Origin of the sequence: Streptomyces sp. D2-8 (assembly GCF_023184515.1) — a bacterium.
Lineage (GTDB): Bacteria > Actinomycetota > Actinomycetes > Streptomycetales > Streptomycetaceae > Streptomyces.
The window spans coordinates 64,607-80,538 of the sequence record NZ_JAAHBP010000025.1 but is presented as its reverse complement, the minus strand read 5'-3'; the positions used below and the strand labels follow the sequence as shown (position 1 = coordinate 80,538).

Below are 15,932 nucleotides of genomic sequence, written 5' to 3'. Positions count from 1 at the left end.
GATACTGAAAATGAAATCCATTTCCACTGTCTGATCAGAGAGGTACGTCACCACCATGTCCGCGCACTGCATGCTGACCGGCACACAGCCGGGCTTCGGCAACCGCATCTCGCACTCCCACCGGCGCACGTCGCGCCGGTTCGACCCCAACATCCAGTCCAAGCGCTACTGGCTGCCGAGCGAGGGCCGGTACGTTCGGCTCCGGCTCAGCGCCAGGGGGATCAAGACCATCGACACGATCGGCATCGAGGCGGCCGTCGCCCGGATCCGGGCGCGGGGAGTGAGGGTCTGATGGCGAAGAAGAGCAAGATCGCGAAGAACGACAGGCGACAGGAGGTCGTCGCGCGGTACGCCGCCCGGCGGGCCGAGCTGAAGGAGATCATCCGGCGGCCGTCGTCGACGGAGGCCGAGCGGCTCGCCGCACAGGCGGAACTGCGCAGGCAGCCGCGCGACGCGAGCGCCACGCGCGTGCGCAATCGCGACCAGGTGGACGGCCGGCCGCGCGGCTACTTCCGGGCGTTCGGGCTGTCCCGGGTGAGTCTGCGGGAGCAGGCGCACGCGGGGTATCTGCCCGGGGTGCGCAAGTCGTCCTGGTAAGAGGCATTCGCGGGGGCTCTTGACGGGCCCTGGTAGCTTGCTGCGGTCGTTCCGGCCAGGAGGCCGGCCGGTGCCGTCCGGGCCGGTCGGCCGGCTACAGCTTGGGGGCTTGCAGTGACTTCGGTGATCTTCTCGCGTCGTTCCGGCGCCGTGCGCGTCGCGGCGGCGGCCGCGGGGCTGGCGGGCGCGCTCGCGCTGACCGCGTGCAGCAGCGACGGCGACTCGGGTGACGACTCGGCGTCCAGCCCGGCTCCCTCCCTCTCGGCGTCCGCCGGAACGGACGGCGGCTCGGGCGACTCCGGCTCCGGCGCCGGCTCCGGCTCCGGCTCCGGCGAGTCGGCCGGCAAGCTGGCGGGCAGCTGGCTCGCGACGACCGACGGCAAGGCCGTGGCCCTGGTGATCACCGGCAAGCAGGCCGCGCTGTTCGCCACCGGCGGCAGCGTGTGCAGCGGCACCGCGGGCGAGGAGTCCGGCATGCGGATGATCCGCCTGAAGTGCACGGACGGCTCCAAGGACCGGGCGGCCGGCATGGTCGACTCCGTGAACGGGAGCAGCCTGAAGGTCACCTGGGAGGGCGGCCTCGGCGCGGAGACCTACACGAAGGCCGAGGGCGGGAAGCTGCCGACGGGGCTGCCGACGGCGGGCCTCGGCTGACACCCGGCCCCCTGCGGACGGGCCGCGGATCGCCCTCGGGCGCCGCGGCCCGTCCGGCGTCCGGGGACGCGCGGACGGGCGCCGGGGAATCGGCGAGGGTGTGTGCCGTCCGGCCTTCGGGGAATCGGCGATGGCGTGTGCCGTCCGGCGTTCGGGGGAATCGCAGGGGGCGCGTGCCCGTACGGAACGCGCGTGCGTGATGATCCAGGGGCCCGAAGCCGCTCCCGTTCGACACGCCCAGAGGACCCCATGCGCACCTTCCCCCTCACCATGGCCGCCGCCCTCGCCGCGACGGTCCTGCTGACCGGCTGTAGCGACGACAAGACCGGTGGCGACGACGTCAAGAACGCGGACCGGCCGAGCGACTCGGCCTGCGCACTCGGCGACATGGGCGTCGAGGTCGGCGCGGGCGCCGCCCCGGCCGCCGGGGACACCGGCACCGTCACCGTGACGCTCACCAACAAGGGCGCGCAGTGCACGCTGAAGGGCTTCCCCGGCGTGGACCTGCTGTTCGAGGACGGCACGACGTCCGTCTCCCCGGACGAGGGCGCGAAGGCCCAGTCGCTCACGCTCGGGAAGGGCGGCACCACGTCCTTCACGATCACCTACGTCCGGGGCGAGGCGGGCTCCGCGGAGAGCCTCGACGTGCACAAGGCGTCCTTCACCCTGCCCGGCGACACCAAGACGGCGCACGAGCTGAAGTGGACGTACGGCGAGGTCGACCGGACGGAGGGAACGCAGGCCTCGGTGAGCGGCTTCGAAACCTCGGGCGACTGACGGGAGATCAGCGCGGAGCAGATCAGCGCAGCGGCGACCGGTGCCGGACCTGGGCCCGGTCCGCCGCCTGCGCGCCCTCCGTCCAGCCCGCCGCGTCGCGCACCCCGCGCAGCCGGGTCGTGGTCGTCTCCGGGAACATCCGGTCCAGCCGCCCGGTGACGGCGACGTCGCGGGAGGCGAGGACCGGGAGCAGGTCGTCGGTCACCTGGGTCTCGGCGGCCGCTGCCAGGCGGGTGCCGATGCGGTGGGCGTAGGCCGCGAGGAACGACTGCCGGAACGTCTTGGTGCGCTTGCGGCCACCTGCCCGCTGCACGGCCTCCGCCTTCGTCATCGCGGCCGTGGCCTGCACGAGGAGTGAGGTGTAGAGGAGTTCGACCGCCTCCAGGTCGGTTTCGAAGCCGACCACGGTGGAGAAGCCGAGGGGCTCGTTCCACACCGCCCGGCAGTGGTTGGCGCCGGCGACGGCGTCCAGCAGCACCGCCCTGGCCTGCTCGTACGGCGGCTCGACCCCGACCCGGCAGGCACCGGGCGCGTCCGGGGAGGGCGCCCGCGCCGCGAGCAGCGCCTCGTCGACGCTGTGCCGGGCCATCAGCTCCTGCGCCTTGGCGCTGAGCGCCTCGGCCTCCTCCGGGAATCCGGTGGCCTCCGCCTTGGCGAGCAGGGCGCGGATGCGGGTGAGCATGCGGGACTCGGTCCTCGCGCTCCCGGCCGCCTTCCCCGGCTCCTCGTCGAGGGCCTCCAGGGCCGGCAGCCGCAGCAGCAGGCGGTACAGCTCCAGCACGGCGGTGGCGTGCGAGAAGCGGTCGGTGCGGGGCGGGCCGTCGGCGGGGAGTTCCGCGAGCTGCGCGGTCCAGCGGCTGCCCCGGGGGCCGTCGCCGGGCGCCTGTGCGCGGATCAGCGCGGCCACCTGGAGCACGTGTGCGTCGTCCAGCTCGCGCCGGACGGTCCGTACGAGGTCGGCCGGCTGCCAGCCACGCCGCCAGGCCGCCGCCACGAACTCCTGCCCACGCCGGGCGAGTTCGGCGTCCGCCGCCGGGTCGGAGGCGAGCAGGGACGCGCCGGTGTCGAGGGCTGTCTCGCCGGTCTCGTAGAGGGCCGCTGCGAACGCGCGGTCGACGGTGCTGGACGTACTCACGGGCCGATGGTGCCATGCCGCCGCGGACGGCCCGGAACCCGCGATCCCGTACGCCCTCGCGACTGTCAACTCATGGTTGACAGTCATCAGGGCGCAACCTACGGTTGACGCATGACGAACCCCGACACCACGTCAGCCATCCGTCTCGACGACCTCATCGCGGCCATCAAGAAGGTCCACCCGGAGCCGCTGGACCAGCTCCAGGACGCGGTGATCGCCGCGGACCACCTGGGCGACGTGGCCGACCACCTGATCGGCCACTTCGTCGACCAGGCCCGGCGGTCCGGCGCGTCCTGGACCGACATCGGCAAGAGCATGGGCGTCACCCGGCAGGCCGCCCAGAAGCGGTTCGTGCCGAAGGAGTCGGCCGACCTCGACCCGAGCCAGGGCTTCAACCGCTACACGCCCCGTGCCCGCAGCGCCGTGATGGCCGCGCACAACGCGTCCAAGGCGGCGCACAACGCCGAGGGCCTGCCCGAGCACCTCGTCCTCGGCCTGCTGGCCGAACCCGATGCCCTCGCCGCGAAGGCCATCGTCGAACAGGGCGTCTCCCTCGACGCGGTCCGCGCGGCGGCCACGGCGGCACTCCCGCCGGCCGTCGACGATGCCCCGGAACTCGTGCCGTACGGCCAGGCCGCCAAGAAGGTACTCGAGCTCACCTTCCGCGAGGCCCTGCGCCTCGGCCACAACTACATCGGCACCGAGCACATCCTGCTCGCCCTCCTGGAGCACGAGAACGGCCAGGGCGTCCTCAGCGGCCTGGGCATCGGCAAGGAGCGGACGGAGCGGTACGTCGCCAAGGTGCTGGAGAGGATCGCGCGGGCACAGGAGAACGTGCCGGACGAGTCCTGACCTCCCTCGGCGGTGGCAGGGGGCGTTGTCAGACCCCCCTGGCACACTCGCAGCATGGCCGACCGGTGGGCGCTCGCTCCGGCCGAGGACGGTGGCGTGGACGTCGCCCCCCTCGGTCCGGACGGGCTGCCCTCCGGCCCGGTGCGGCGGGAGGCGGATCCCGCCGAGGCCGTGCGGAGCCGTCCCGGCGTCACGCGGTGGGTGTGGCGGTCCACCGCCGAGGTCTACCCGCGCCTGCTCGCCACGGGGGTGCGAGCCGAGCGGTGCTACGACATCGAGGCCGCCGAGACCCTCCTCCTCGGCCACGAGGGGCGGTACGGGGAACCACGCTCGGCCGCGGCCGCCCTGGCCCGGCTGCGCGGCGGCCCCGTACCGCCCGATCCGCCGCAGCGGTCCGCCGAACCGGGCTCCCAGTCCTCCCTGTTCGAGCCTCAGGGCGTCCACCTGCCCCTGCCCGACCTCCTCGCGGTCTACGCCGACCAGCAGCTGCGGCACGACAGCGCCGAGCACCCCGACCGCATGCGGCTGCTGACGGCCGCCGAGTCGGCGGGCATGCTGGTGGCCGCCGAGCTGAACCGCGCCGGGCTGCCCTGGAGCGCCGAGGTGCACCGCGCGCTCCTGCACGACCTGCTGGGCGAGCGGTACGCGGGCGGCGGTGAGCCGCGCCGCCTGGCCGAGCTGGCCGAGGAGGTCTCCACCGCCTTCGGCCGCCGCGTCCGCCCCGACCTGCCCGCCGATGTGGTCAGGGCCTTCTCCCAGGCCGGCATCAAGGTCTCCTCGACCCGCCGCTGGGAGCTCGAGTCGGTCGACCACCCCGCCGTGAAGCCCCTGATCGAGTACAAGAAGCTGTACCGCATCTGGGTCGCCCACGGCTGGTCCTGGCTGCAGGACTGGGTCCGCGAGGGCCGCTTCAGACCCGAGTTCCTCGCGGGCGGGACGGTGACCGGGCGCTGGGTGACCAACGGCGGAGGCGGGCTCCAGATCCCCAAGGTGATCCGGCGGGCCGTGGTCGCCGACCCCGGCTGGCGGCTCGTCGTCGCCGACGCCGACCAGATGGAGCCGCGCGTCCTCGCGGCGATCTCCCGCGACCCCGGCCTGATGGAGGTGGCCGGCCGGGAGACCGACCTGTACCAGTCCGTCTCCGACCGCGCCTTCTCCGGCGACCGCTCCCAGGCCAAACTCGCCGTGCTCGGCGCGGTCTACGGCCAGACCTCCGGCGACGGCCTGAAGAACCTCGCCGCGCTCAGACGCCGTTTCCCCAGGGCGGTGGCGTACGTCGACGACGCGGCCCGGGCCGGGGAGGAGGGCCGGCTCGTGCGGACCTGGCTCGGCCGGACCTGCCCGCCCGCGGCCCGGGGGACGGACGACGCGAGCGAGGAGGCCGGCATCCCGACGGCTGCCGTCGTCTCCGGGGAGGACGACCAACCGGACGGCGGGCAGTGGGTGCCCGGCTACGCCTCCACCAACGCCCGTGCCCGCGGCCGCTTCGCCCGCAACTTCGTCGTCCAGGGCAGCGCCGCCGACTGGGCGTTGCTCCTGCTCGCCGCGCTGCGGAAGAGCTGCGCGGAGCTGGCGGCCGAGCTGGTCTTCTTCCAGCACGACGAGGTGATCGTGCACTGCCCCGAGGAGGAGACGGAGGCGGTCGTGGCGGCGATCCGCGAGGCGGCGGCCCTGGCCGGGCGGCTGACCTTCGGGGAGACACCGGTGCGGTTCCCGTTCACGACGGCGGTGGTGGAGTGCTACGCGGACGCCAAGTAGGCCGCTCGGGTGGGGTGTGATGAGGACGGCAGTGGTCAGCCGGCGGGAGCGAGCAACGCACGCAACTCCGTTACCACCGCCCGCTCGTCCGTCCCCTCCAGTGCCGCGAGGGCCGAACCCCACTCCTCGCGCGCCTCGCCGATGTGGCCCCGCGCCCGCAGCAGCAGCCCGTGCTGGTGGCGGGCGAGAGCGGCGGTGTAGCGGTCGGCGCGGGCGTCGGCCCGGTCGAGCAGCTCGGCGCACTCGCGGGCGGCCGGCCCGCTGCGGCCCAGCAGCCGCAGGGCACGGACCAGGCCGAGCCGGGCCTGGGACTCCCCGTGCCAGTCGCCGTGCCCGCCGAGGATGCGCAGGCTCTCCTCGAAGTGCGGGAGAGCGGCGGCCGGTTCCCCGAGCCGCAGATGGGCGTACCCGATGTTGCAGTGCGCGGAGTGCCGCACGATCACGGCGCCGATCTCGTCACCGAGCGCCAGCGAACGCCGGTGCTGCTCGATGGCGGCCCGCGGGTCGGTGTGCTCGAAGAGGTTGCCGAGGTGACTGTGGGTGACGGCCTCGCCGTACGGATCGTTCAGCCGCCGTGCGTACTCCAGGCTCCGCGTCAGCGCCTCGCCCGCCTCGGTGTGCCGGCCGAGCCCGTCCAGCAGCAGGCCGCGGTTGTTGAGGCAGCGGCGGATCCAGGTCGGGTGGTCCAGCCGCCGCCAGATGACGAGCGCGTGGTCGTTGAGGGCGAGGGCGTCGTTCTGCCGGCCGGTCAGGAAGTGCAGCCCGGCGAGGTCGACCAGCGCGTATGCCTCCGCCGCCGCGTCACCGAGCCGCCGGGCCACCCGGAGGCCGGCCTGCCCGAGCACCTCCATCTCGGCGACGCGTCCCCGGCGATGCGTGTACGGGAAGATCAGCCGGACGAGCGTGGAGACCAGGCCCGCACGCTGCCCGGCGGGGTCGTCCGCGTACCGCTGGACCAGGGTGACGACGTTCTCCAGCTCCCTGTCTCCCCAGAGGAATGCCTCTTCGGGGCCGGCGAAGGGGGCGACGCTGTCGACGTGGGCCGTGTGGCCGCTCGGCCGGCTCGCGGTGGGCCGGCGGCGGTCGCTCTGGTCGGGTCCGGGTGCCACGATCGCGGCGAGGACGCGCTCGGCGACGGCGGCGTACCAGTGCAGCGCGGTGTCGACGGCGTCCCGCTCTCCGGCCAGTTCACGGGCGAAGTCGCGCACCAGGTCGTGCGGTGCGTAGCGGCCGTACGTCGTCTCCTCCAGCAGGGCCACGTCGAGGAGGCGGTCCAGGGCGGCCTCGGTGCGGGGTTCGCCGGTGCCGGTGAGGTGGGCGAGCAGGCCGGCGCCGTACGTGGGCAGGTCGAGCGCGCCGATACGGCGCAGGGTGCGGGCCGCGTCCCGGTCGGTCTCGCGCTCGGAGGCGGCGAGCGCGTCGTGCGCGACGGCCAGGGAGCGGCGGACGCTCAGGTCGTCGTACTCCAGGTGGTGCAATCGCCCGTCCTCGACGGCGAGTTGTCCGGCGAGGGCGTCGGCGGAGAGGGCCCGGCGGGCGGCGAGCCGCGCGGCGACGACCCGCAGGGCCAGCGGGAGCCGGCCGGTGAGCTCGACGAGGAGCCGGGCGGCGTCCGTGCCGTCCAGTCCGTCGCGGCCCGAAGCCCTGCGCAGGAGTTCGGCGCTCTCCTCGTCCGACAGCGGGGCGAGCGGGAACCGGACCGCGCCGTCGAGAGCGGTCAGCGGCGAACGGCTCGTGACGATCACCCCGCACCCTGCGCCGCCCGGCAGCAGCGGCCGTACCTGCGCGGCACTCGCGGCGTCGTCCAGCACCAGGAGCGTGCGCGTCGGCGCGAGCAGCGAACGCAGCAACGCGGCTGCGGCGTCCGGCTGTTCGGGGATGCGGCAGGGCTCGGTGCCGAGGTCACGCAGCAGGGTGGTGAGGGCCTGACCAGGGGTGAGTGGTGTCATGCCCGGGGTGGCGCCGTGCAGGTCGAGGTGGAGCTGCCCATCGGGGAAACGTTCCTCCAGCTGATGGGCGACATGCAGCGCGAGCGCGCTCTTGCCGACGCCGGCCATGCCGCTGATGACGGCGGTGGGATACGGATCGGGTGCCGTGAGCGTGCGGTGCAGGGCGTCGCGTACGGCAGCGCGGCCGATGAAGTGGGTCGAGGGCGGGGGCAGCTGGGCGGGCGGGACGATCGGCCTGCCCGGTTCACCCGGCTCCCCTGAACCACCGTCCCCCGCGGCCCCCCGCAGCACCTCCACATGGGCCTCCCGCACCCCCGGCCCCGGCTCGATCCCGAGCCGGCCGACGAGGCGGGTGCGCAGCTCGCGATGGACGGCCAGGGCCTCGGCCTGACGGCCGGTGCGGTGCAGGGCGAGCATGAGCTGCCGGTGGAACACCTCCCGCAGCGGATACTCGCCGGTCAACGCCGCCAGCTCCGGCACCAGCTCGTGCAGCCGCGGGCCGCCCAGCGCCAACTCGGCTTCGTGGCGCCACTCCAGGAGCAGCAGCCGAGCCTCGCACAGCCGCTGCGCGAAGGCGTACCCGCCCACCTCGGGTGGCAGCCCGGCGAGCGGCGCGCCGCGCCACAGGGCGAGTGCGGCGGTGCACGCGCGCACGACCCGTTCCCGGTCCCGGCCGGTGTGCGCGGCACGGGCCTCGGCGACGTGGGCGTCGAAGACGTGGACGTCGAGCTCGCCCTCGTCGATCCGCAGCACATACCCGGACGGCACGGTGCGCAGTCGTTCGGGATCGTCGAGCAGCCGCCGCAGCCGGGTGATGTGATTGTGCAGCGAGGCCTGGGCGGACACGGGCGGCGCCCCGCCCCACAGCGCGTCCTTGAGCGACTCGACGGAGACGGCCCGGCCTGCGTCGAGCAGCAACGCGGCCAGCAGCACACGGGACTTGGGGCCGGCGATGGCCCGGGCCTCACCCCGGCCGCCGCCCTGGACGTCGTAGAACAGCACCGGCGGCCCCAACAGCCCGAACCGCATCATCGCGCCACTACCCCCCGTGCCTCCCGCCTTGACGAGTTTCCACCCCTGGGCAGCGGATTTCCGCCACCTCGGCCTTCGCCTGCTCCGCCGGGATCAGCCGCCGCCCTGGCCGTCGTCGACCTTGGTTCGGCGACTTCCGGCCAATCGGCAGACGACGCAACGGCGAACCGTTGGCCACATGTTAGCGATCCGTTGGCAAAGCCTGATGTGATCACTACATCGGATCTGGCCCGGCGGCGCGCGCGTCTGGACGCGCAACTCGGGGGAGTGTCGCCGCCGCGGCCGGGTCCGGGTCCCGGTCGGCGGAGGTGAACGACCGGGGCCCACACCATCTCTTCAGCGCGGCGGGCCGTCTCCTCCACACATCGAGTCGTCTCCTCAGCGCATCAGATGACGGGCGGCCGCCCCAGCCGGGTGAGCCGCCACACCGTCCGCCACCGCATGGGCCGCCGCTCCCCCGCCGGCTCCCGTACGCCTTCCACGAATCCGCCGAACCACGCACGCAGCCCGGCCCCCGACCGGTTCCGGGCGAGGGTGAGCAGCACCCACACGCCCAGATGGACGGGGACGAGCGCGAGCGGCAGCCGGCGGCGGGCCAGCCAGACCCGGTTGCGGGCGTTGACGCGGTAGTAGATGGCGTGCCGGGCGGGCGAGGTCTTCGGATGCCGGAGCAGCAGTTCCGGCGCGTACAGGATCCGCCACCCGGCATCCACCGCGCGCCATGCGAGGTCGGTCTCCTCGTGCGCGAAGAAGAACTCGGCGGGCCAGTCGCCGACCTCGTCGAGCATCGCCATCCGCAGCGCGTGGCCGCCGCCGAGGAAGCCGGTGACGTAACCGCCCCGGCCGGGGTCGGAGTTGCCGATCCGGGGCACGTGCCGCTGCTGCGTCTCGCCGTGCTCGTCGGCGATGCGGAAGCCGACGATGCCGAGCCGCTCGTCGGCGGCGTACAGGTCCCGCACGCGGCGCAGCACATCGGGGTCGACGAGCAGACCGTCGTCGTCCAGATCCACCACGACGTCGACGTCGCCGAACTCCCGCAGCCGTGCCAGGGCCGCGTTGCGCCCGCCGGGGCAGCCGAGGTTCTCGTCGAGTTCGACGGCGGTGACCTCGCCGGGCAGCGACAGCCGCCGGGCGAAGTCCGGCAGCGGGCAGCCGTTGCCGACGATGACGATCCGCTCGGGCGGCACGTCCTGCTTGGCCACGGACTCCAGCAGGGCGTCGACCTCTTCGGGCCGGTTGCCCATCGTCACCACGGCGACGGCGATCCGGGGCGCCCCCATGTCCTCACCTCATCCGGTCGGCAACTGACGGGTTGACGGGCGATGCTAGCCGTTCACGGTGAGGACGCCGCGAGTACTCCTGCCGGACGGCGGTTCGCCCACGCCGTTCAGCACAGGCCGCACCCGACCGGAACGGGCACAGGATGTCGGGTGCGGCAGGGCACGCGCCGCCTAGCGTGCGGGCAGGAAACGGAAGGAGGCCGGACGTGCTGGAGCAGCTCAACCAGGCGATGGACCGGATCGAACGGAACCTCGACCAGACCGTCGACGTGGCGGACCTGGCGCGTACGGCATGCACCTCGGAGTACCACCTGCGCCGGATGTTCTCCGCCCTGGCAGGCATGCCCCTGTCGGAGTACATCCGCCGCCGCCGGCTGACGGTCGCGGGCGCGGAGGTGCTGTCGGGTGACGCGACGCTCCTGGAGATCGCGGTCCGCTACGGCTACGGCTCCGGCGAGGCGTTCGCGCGGGCGTTCCGCACGATGCACGGCGTGGGCCCGGGCGAGGCCCGGCGCACCGGCGCCGCGCTGGTCTCCCAGCCCCGGCTGGCCTTCCGGCTCACCGTCGAAGGGAGCAGCAGCATGCAGTACCGAGTAGTGGACCGCCCGGCCTTCACCGTCACGGGCTTCAAGGCCCGGATCCCCCTGGTCCACTCCGGCCCGAACCAGGCGATCATCGACTTCGTCCGGGGCCTGGACAAGTCCGCCGTGGAGGCCCTGGAGAAACTGTCCGACCAGGAGCCGCAGGGCGTCGTGGCGGTCTGCGACGACTTGGACCCGAGCCGCGCGGAGGGCACGGAACTCGACTACTACCAGGCCGTGATCACCTCGGGCCCGGTTCCGGGCCCGATCCCCGACGGCACCACCGCCCTCCCGGTCCCGCCGGGCACCTGGGCGGTCTTCACCACGTCGGGCCCGGCCCCCGAGGCCATCCAGGAGCTGTGGCGCGACGTGTTCACCGAGTGGTTCCCCTCCAACCCGTACCGCACCCGCCCCGGCCCGGAGATCCTCCGCACCCGCATGTCCGACGACGGCACGGAGGCGGACGCCGAGCTGTGGCTCCCGGTCGAACGGGAAACCATCCGCTGAATCACGCAAGAACCCCAGGTCGGAGTCCATCCGACCTGGGGTTCCAGTGGAGCCGCCTTCGGGATTCGAACCCGAGACCTACGCATTACGAGGTCGTGAGAGATCGTGACGAGCTGTGCCACGCGATCGCATCAGATCCAGTTTTCGCAGATCACGCTAACGCGCGTCACCGAGTCGTGGAGCCCCGAGCACCGCCAGGTTCCCGCTCCGTCCCGCCGACCTCGTCCCCGCGCCCGCCGAACCGATCGGCGCCCCCTGTCACCGGCGCCGCTTGCGCCCACCCCTGCCCGCGGACCGCCCACGCCTGCGGAGCCCGCCGTGACGAACGGCGGAAGTACGCCAGGCCCTGGCCGCGAGGTGCCGGAGTTCCTCAAGGCCAGCCCGGTCCGGGTGCTCGGAGTCCAGCGCGGCGGCGACCGCATCCCTGGCCTCGGGCCCCTGGGCGCGCAGCGCCTCCTCGGCGCCGCCCGAGGCGCCCGCCAGCTCCACGAGCTGGAGCAGACTCTCGGCGAGCACCAGCAGATGCTCGGCGTCGGTCATGTCCTCGGGGGACAACAGTTCACGGTGCGCCAGCGCGCTCAGAGCGAGCGGAGCCAGTATGGCGTCACCGCGCAGCGCACGCAGCAGTCGCTCGCCCTCGCCGTCAGGCCACGCCACCGTCAGCACGTCCAGCATCGCCTGGGCACGCGTACGGAAAGCCGCACCCGCCATGGTCCGTACGGCGTCAGTCAGTTGCCGCAGTGCGCCATCCCGCTCCCCGCGGGCCGCAATCCAGCCGGTCAGTTCCGCGCGGGCGGCATCCGGGTCGTAGTCCTCGGCCAGCACCCCCAGCAGGCCGGCCGCCGGTGCCTGGACCAGCTCACCGACCAGCGGTGCGTCCCGGCCGGCCGCCAGCAGCCGCTGCCGTACAGCCCGGGTGCCCAGGTCGGTGAGACGGATGAGTTCGACGGGCCCGGCGGCCAGCTCCTCACGCAGGCGGCGGTCACGCGCCCGCGCCTCTGCCGGATCCGCTGCCGCCCCCATGACGCCCAGCAGCTCCGCGAGTTCCTGCGGCAGGCCCGCAGGAGGTTGGGGTCCGTAATCCTCCGGACCGGAGAGATCGGTCTCCAGGAACACCGGATCGGCCATCCCCTGCTCACGCTCGACCGCGCCCAGATCCACCAGCACGTCGAATACGGCACGCAGGTCCCGGTCGGCGTGCTCGAACCACATCCGGTGCTGGAGGTCCGAGCCGCCGTCGAGCCGGAAGCGGGCCCGGTAGCCCAGGTGCACGGAGTCACGCAGCCGCGGCCAGGGCATCGGGTACGGCAGGCTGTAGAGCGTGTTCAGCACGTCCTCCAGCATCTCGTCGTAGATGTCGAAGAGCATCGACTCGACGTGCCAGCCGCTGCGCGCCCCGATCAGGGCCTGCCGCAGTTCGAGAAGTGCGTCGAAGGCGCGCGACCAGAGCTGAAGCGGGTCGGCCAGCACCGGCCGGGCCTTGGCCACCGCGTACAAACGGCCCTTGGCCACCCGGACCAGCCGCGCCTTCTTCGCCCACTCCACCAGCAGTCCCAGCCGCGGCAGGTCGTTCGAAGAGCGCACCCCCTCGGTCCTGTCCCCGGTACCGAGCACATCCACCAGCTCGCGGGCATCGGCCATCCGCAGCCGCCCCGTGGCTGTCACCACCCGCCCCTCGCGCCCCGCCCACTCTGCGAGGCCCCGCAGCTGCGCCACAGTCGTCGACGCCTCAGCCAGTAGCCGCAGTTCACCGTCCGGAGGGAGCACCACCGGCAGCTGCGGCTCGGCCCGGACCCCGTCGCCCAACACGCGGCCGTTCAACCGTCGATCCATGATCTCGTCAAGGGTCCGCTGGTCGTAAGCGATCTCCCCACGCTGAGCGCGCTCAGCGAACCGCTGCAACGCCGCCCCGTCCATGACGTCCACGCCCTGCTCGGCAGCGGTCACCGCCCAGAACTTCGCCAGGCCCCAGCGCTTACGGTCCGCCATCGCCTCCGGATACCGTTCTTCGGCCGCGTCCACCGCGCAGAGGGAGTCATCGAGCGCGGGGCCGCGTGGGTCCGCCAACTGCACGGCATGCAGAAAACGCAGGAGGGTGCGCAACGTGCCCGGACCGTCGCCGCGCTCCTCCCCGGGAAGCTCGGTGACCTGCTGGGGGAGCCAGGACAGCAGCAACTCCTCCACATGCCGCGGCTCCCACAGCCCCAGCCGACCGTCGACGGTCGCCCGGTGCCGGTAGTCCAACGCCGCCTCGGCCATGAACGCGTCCACCGGCAGCCCCTGCTCCCCCGCCCACCGGACCAGCCGGTCGACCAACAGCCCACACGCCGCCTCGAACTCCTCCTCGGCCCCGGCTTCGCACCGCATCCGCATGAAATCCGCCCCGCCTGTCCGCAGCCTTGCTCGCCTCGCCACGCTACCGCCGAATCGAGACGAACCGCTCTCGGCCGAGGCTCTGCGGCCACCACCGACATGTCGTAGTGGCTGCCCGCGCTCACCCTGACCGTCCGACGACGGATCGCGCATGGTCGTACGCCCTCGTGCCCTCCTCTCCGAAGAGCCCGGACTCCTCATACGGGTCTGCCTGCCGGTGCGGCCGACCGGTCGCCCGCGCTGCAGATCGAGAGTCACTCTCCGTGGTAGAGGCGGGGCAGGTCGATCAGTTGAATCGTGGGGTCGCTCTTTGCGAGGTGATTCAGCTCATCGGTGAAGCCGGTGCCGCTGAAGCAGTAGAGCCTCGTTGCCTCGGTAGCCGTGCCGCTCCTGGTCAGGAGGGAACGGATGTGCCGGAGGCGTTCCAGGTGGCCGGCTCCCATCACCTCACTCCACTTCGCTTCGCCGATGGCGAGCAGCACCTGACGACCCTCTTGGCTCTCGCCGTGGACTGCGACGTCGACCTCATGGCTGGTCCGGGCAGCCGGGTCGTTGACGGCTCCGCCTGCGACGCGTGTGACGTGTCCTCCCTGAGTGTCGGGTGCCGCATGCCAGCGGGCCCATTCCCGGCAGACCTGCTCGAAGTGCGGACCGACGACTTTGCTGCGGAAGGTGGACTGGGTTCGGCGCCACACGTCGGGCGCCCTCCCAGGGCGTTCCAGATCGCCCCAGGCCGGGCGCATGACCGCGTGGTAGAAGGTGACGAGCGGTTCGGCGATGCGGTAGGCGGAGCGGTTGCGGCGAAAGGCATCGGCTTCGTGGGTGATCATGCCGACGTCCTGGAGAACGCTCAACGGGTGGGCGAGGTCGGTGGACTTGCGCCCCAGGTAGTCGGCGATGCCGCCACGCGCGGCGTTACCGGCGGCGATGGCTGCCAGTACCGAGTGGTACAGCGCGGTGTCGTGCAGTTCGGGCTCTTCGGCGAGGAGGTAGCGGGCCTCCCGAAAGAGCGGACGCGCCGGGTTGAGGACGGCTCGGACGACCCAGTCGTCGAAGTCGTCCGGCCCGGCCGGGGTATCGCCCTGGGTGAACTCACGGCGGTAGGCAGGCGTGCCGCCGACGATGGCATTGGTCAGCAGCGCGGTGCGCGGGTCGTCGATCTGCCAGAACTCGGCCGCGAGCCGGAAGTCCAGGGTCGGGACCACGAGTTCGAGGCCGGCTCGGCCACGCAGCGGAGCATTGCCGGACAGCAGCCGGCCCATGAACGACAGCGCGGAGCCGCACAGCAGCAGACGCACGGGAGTGTTGGTGTGCTGGGCAGCAGGGTCCAGAGCGCGCTGGATGATCGAAGGCAGGGAGGGAGATGCCTTGGCGAGGAAGGGGAACTCGTCGATGACCGCCACGGTGGGGCCGCCCGCGTCGGCGATGCGCATAAGTTCCGCGACTGCCTCGTCCCAGTGCGCGAAACGGAACGGAGTGGACTGCCCGCGATAACGGGCCAGTGCCTCACCGAACTGACGCAGGGCGTCGGCCTCGGTGGTCTCGGTGGCGGTGAACATGAAGCCGCCACTGGCACGAGCGACGGCGTCGAGCAGGAAGGTCTTGCCCTGCCGGCGGCGACCGGAGACCACGCCCAGCGTGGCCCGCGGGCCCGGCAGGATGGCGAACCGGGTCAGCTCGGCCCATTCGAAGACACGGTCGAACATCTCGGCGGGCTTGTCCACAACACCAGCTCCCACATATAGATGCAGTTATTATAGCTGCACTTATTCTCCACATCGATCCGGCATACCGACTCCGGATCTCGCGAGGCGACCACCGGTGCCGCTGCTTCCAGGCGATGTGCCCATTGAAGGATTCCGGCGCGTTTCACGGTCCTTCCGGGTTCGTACCGCTGGGCCGCCCTGCGGCTCTTCCGGCAGGGTGGGGTTCGGCCGGGATGGACCACGTCAACGGAAGCGGCGGATCGCGCGCGGGCGGCGGAACCCAGGATTGGGCGACATCGACAACCTGGCCGGAGTCAGCACTTCCCGCTCGGCCGCCCGCCAGTAACGCCAGCTGCCGCACTGCAGTTGACCGATACGCTCCCCTCCCGCACTCCATTGCCAACCAGCACCGATCAGGCAGAGGCGATCTCTCGAAACCACAAGGCCAGAGGGGCATCCGCACGCACGCCCCGGGGAACCACACCCCCCACAGCCTCCGACCTACGCGTTGCGCCTGCGCAGGTCAACCGGCCGCAGTCCAGCCCGGACGACACAGCACGAATAGCAGAAAACCCCAGGTCAGAGGCCTGACCTGGGGTTCTGAAAAGAGCCGCCTTCGGGATTCGAACCCGAGACCTACGCATTACGAGTGCGTTGCTCTGGCCATCTGAGCTAAGGCGGCGCGCTGTCCGCACTATGGTGCGATCAGCAACGACGGTAAGTCTACACAG

12 protein-coding genes and 1 tRNA gene are annotated in these 15,932 nt (G+C 72.5%); 7 read left to right on the top strand and 6 right to left on the bottom strand.

Annotated features, from left to right (window positions below):
- The first annotated feature begins 55 nt into the window (after positions 1 to 55).
- The 4 genes from rpmB (at position 56) to G3I77_RS34170 (ending at position 2,028) form a co-directional block, all read left to right on the top strand.
- Entirely contained in the window at positions 56 to 292 is a 237-nt protein-coding gene (gene rpmB / locus G3I77_RS34185; protein WP_248510075.1) for a 50S ribosomal protein L28, read from the top strand.
- Positions 292 to 597: a 30S ribosomal protein S14 gene (rpsN, locus tag G3I77_RS34180; RefSeq protein WP_062928325.1), complete on the top strand. Its 306-nt coding sequence runs from the start codon at positions 292 to 294 to the stop codon at positions 595 to 597. The genes rpmB and rpsN overlap by 1 nt, the downstream gene beginning before the upstream one ends.
- 114 nt (positions 598 to 711) lie before the next feature.
- Complete coding sequence (locus G3I77_RS34175) at positions 712 to 1,251, top strand: hypothetical protein (RefSeq protein WP_374387894.1); 540 nt, start codon at positions 712 to 714, stop codon at positions 1,249 to 1,251.
- A 249-nt stretch (positions 1,252 to 1,500) separates the two neighbouring features.
- A complete protein-coding gene (locus tag G3I77_RS34170) occupies positions 1,501 to 2,028 on the top strand; it encodes a DUF4232 domain-containing protein (protein WP_248510071.1) in 528 nt (175 codons plus the stop codon).
- A gap of 22 nt (positions 2,029 to 2,050) precedes the next feature.
- Here G3I77_RS34170 and G3I77_RS34165 read toward each other — a convergent pair whose 3' ends face one another.
- Positions 2,051 to 3,163: a DUF2786 domain-containing protein gene (locus G3I77_RS34165; protein ID WP_248510069.1), complete on the bottom strand. Its 1,113-nt coding sequence runs from the start codon at positions 3,161 to 3,163 to the stop codon at positions 2,051 to 2,053.
- Between the two features lie 111 nt (positions 3,164 to 3,274).
- Here G3I77_RS34165 and G3I77_RS34160 point away from each other — a divergent pair, with 111 nt between their 5' ends.
- Together G3I77_RS34160 and G3I77_RS34155 are read left to right on the top strand one after the other, a co-directional pair.
- Positions 3,275 to 4,015: a Clp protease N-terminal domain-containing protein gene (locus G3I77_RS34160; RefSeq protein ID WP_248510067.1), complete on the top strand. Its 741-nt coding sequence runs from the start codon at positions 3,275 to 3,277 to the stop codon at positions 4,013 to 4,015.
- Positions 4,016 to 4,069: 54 nt separating this feature from the next.
- Complete coding sequence (locus G3I77_RS34155; RefSeq protein ID WP_248510065.1) at positions 4,070 to 5,773, top strand: bifunctional 3'-5' exonuclease/DNA polymerase; 1,704 nt, start codon at positions 4,070 to 4,072, stop codon at positions 5,771 to 5,773.
- Positions 5,774 to 5,808: 35 nt separating this feature from the next.
- On the opposite strand, the gene G3I77_RS34150 is transcribed toward G3I77_RS34155, so the two are convergent.
- Together G3I77_RS34150 and G3I77_RS34145 are read right to left on the bottom strand one after the other, a co-directional pair.
- Entirely contained in the window at positions 5,809 to 8,754 is a 2,946-nt protein-coding gene (locus G3I77_RS34150) for an AfsR/SARP family transcriptional regulator (protein ID WP_248510064.1), read from the bottom strand.
- Between the two features lie 386 nt (positions 8,755 to 9,140).
- Positions 9,141 to 10,034 carry a glycosyltransferase family 2 protein gene (locus G3I77_RS34145; RefSeq protein ID WP_248510062.1) on the bottom strand — a complete coding sequence of 298 codons (894 nt, stop codon included), beginning with the start codon at positions 10,032 to 10,034 and terminating at the stop codon, positions 9,141 to 9,143.
- 206 nt (positions 10,035 to 10,240) lie between these two features.
- Here G3I77_RS34145 and G3I77_RS34140 point away from each other — a divergent pair, with 206 nt between their 5' ends.
- Entirely contained in the window at positions 10,241 to 11,122 is an 882-nt protein-coding gene (locus G3I77_RS34140; RefSeq protein WP_248510060.1) for an AraC family transcriptional regulator, read from the top strand.
- A gap of 258 nt (positions 11,123 to 11,380) precedes the next feature.
- Here G3I77_RS34140 and G3I77_RS34135 read toward each other — a convergent pair whose 3' ends face one another.
- The 3 genes from G3I77_RS34135 to G3I77_RS34125 all read right to left on the bottom strand — a co-directional run bounded on the left by G3I77_RS34135 (position 11,381) and on the right by G3I77_RS34125 (position 15,883).
- Complete coding sequence (locus G3I77_RS34135; RefSeq protein ID WP_248510058.1) at positions 11,381 to 13,495, bottom strand: hypothetical protein; 2,115 nt, start codon at positions 13,493 to 13,495, stop codon at positions 11,381 to 11,383.
- Between the two features lie 254 nt (positions 13,496 to 13,749).
- A complete protein-coding gene (locus G3I77_RS34130) occupies positions 13,750 to 15,201 on the bottom strand; it encodes an ATP-binding protein (protein ID WP_248510255.1) in 1,452 nt (483 codons plus the stop codon).
- A 608-nt stretch (positions 15,202 to 15,809) separates the two neighbouring features.
- A tRNA-Thr gene (locus G3I77_RS34125) sits at positions 15,810 to 15,883 on the bottom strand.
- Positions 15,884 to 15,932: the final 49 nt, after the last annotated feature.

Bases quoted from the DNA above. Each gene is read 5' to 3' on its own strand.
- rpmB (WP_248510075.1), top strand. From the start codon at position 56: ATGTCCGCGCACTGCATGCTGACCGGCACACAGCCGGGCTTCGGCAAC.
- rpsN (WP_062928325.1), top strand. From the start codon at position 292: ATGGCGAAGAAGAGCAAGATCGCGAAGAACGACAGGCGACAGGAGGTC.
- G3I77_RS34170 (WP_248510071.1), top strand. From the start codon at position 1,501: ATGCGCACCTTCCCCCTCACCATGGCCGCCGCCCTCGCCGCGACGGTC.
- G3I77_RS34160 (WP_248510067.1), top strand. From the start codon at position 3,275: ATGACGAACCCCGACACCACGTCAGCCATCCGTCTCGACGACCTCATC.
- G3I77_RS34155 (WP_248510065.1), top strand. From the start codon at position 4,070: ATGGCCGACCGGTGGGCGCTCGCTCCGGCCGAGGACGGTGGCGTGGAC.
- G3I77_RS34150 (WP_248510064.1), bottom strand. From the start codon at position 8,754: ATGATGCGGTTCGGGCTGTTGGGGCCGCCGGTGCTGTTCTACGACGTC.
- G3I77_RS34145 (WP_248510062.1), bottom strand. From the start codon at position 10,034: ATGGGGGCGCCCCGGATCGCCGTCGCCGTGGTGACGATGGGCAACCGG.
- G3I77_RS34135 (WP_248510058.1), bottom strand. From the start codon at position 13,495: ATGCGGATGCGGTGCGAAGCCGGGGCCGAGGAGGAGTTCGAGGCGGCG.
- G3I77_RS34130 (WP_248510255.1), bottom strand. From the start codon at position 15,201: ATGTTCGACCGTGTCTTCGAATGGGCCGAGCTGACCCGGTTCGCCATC.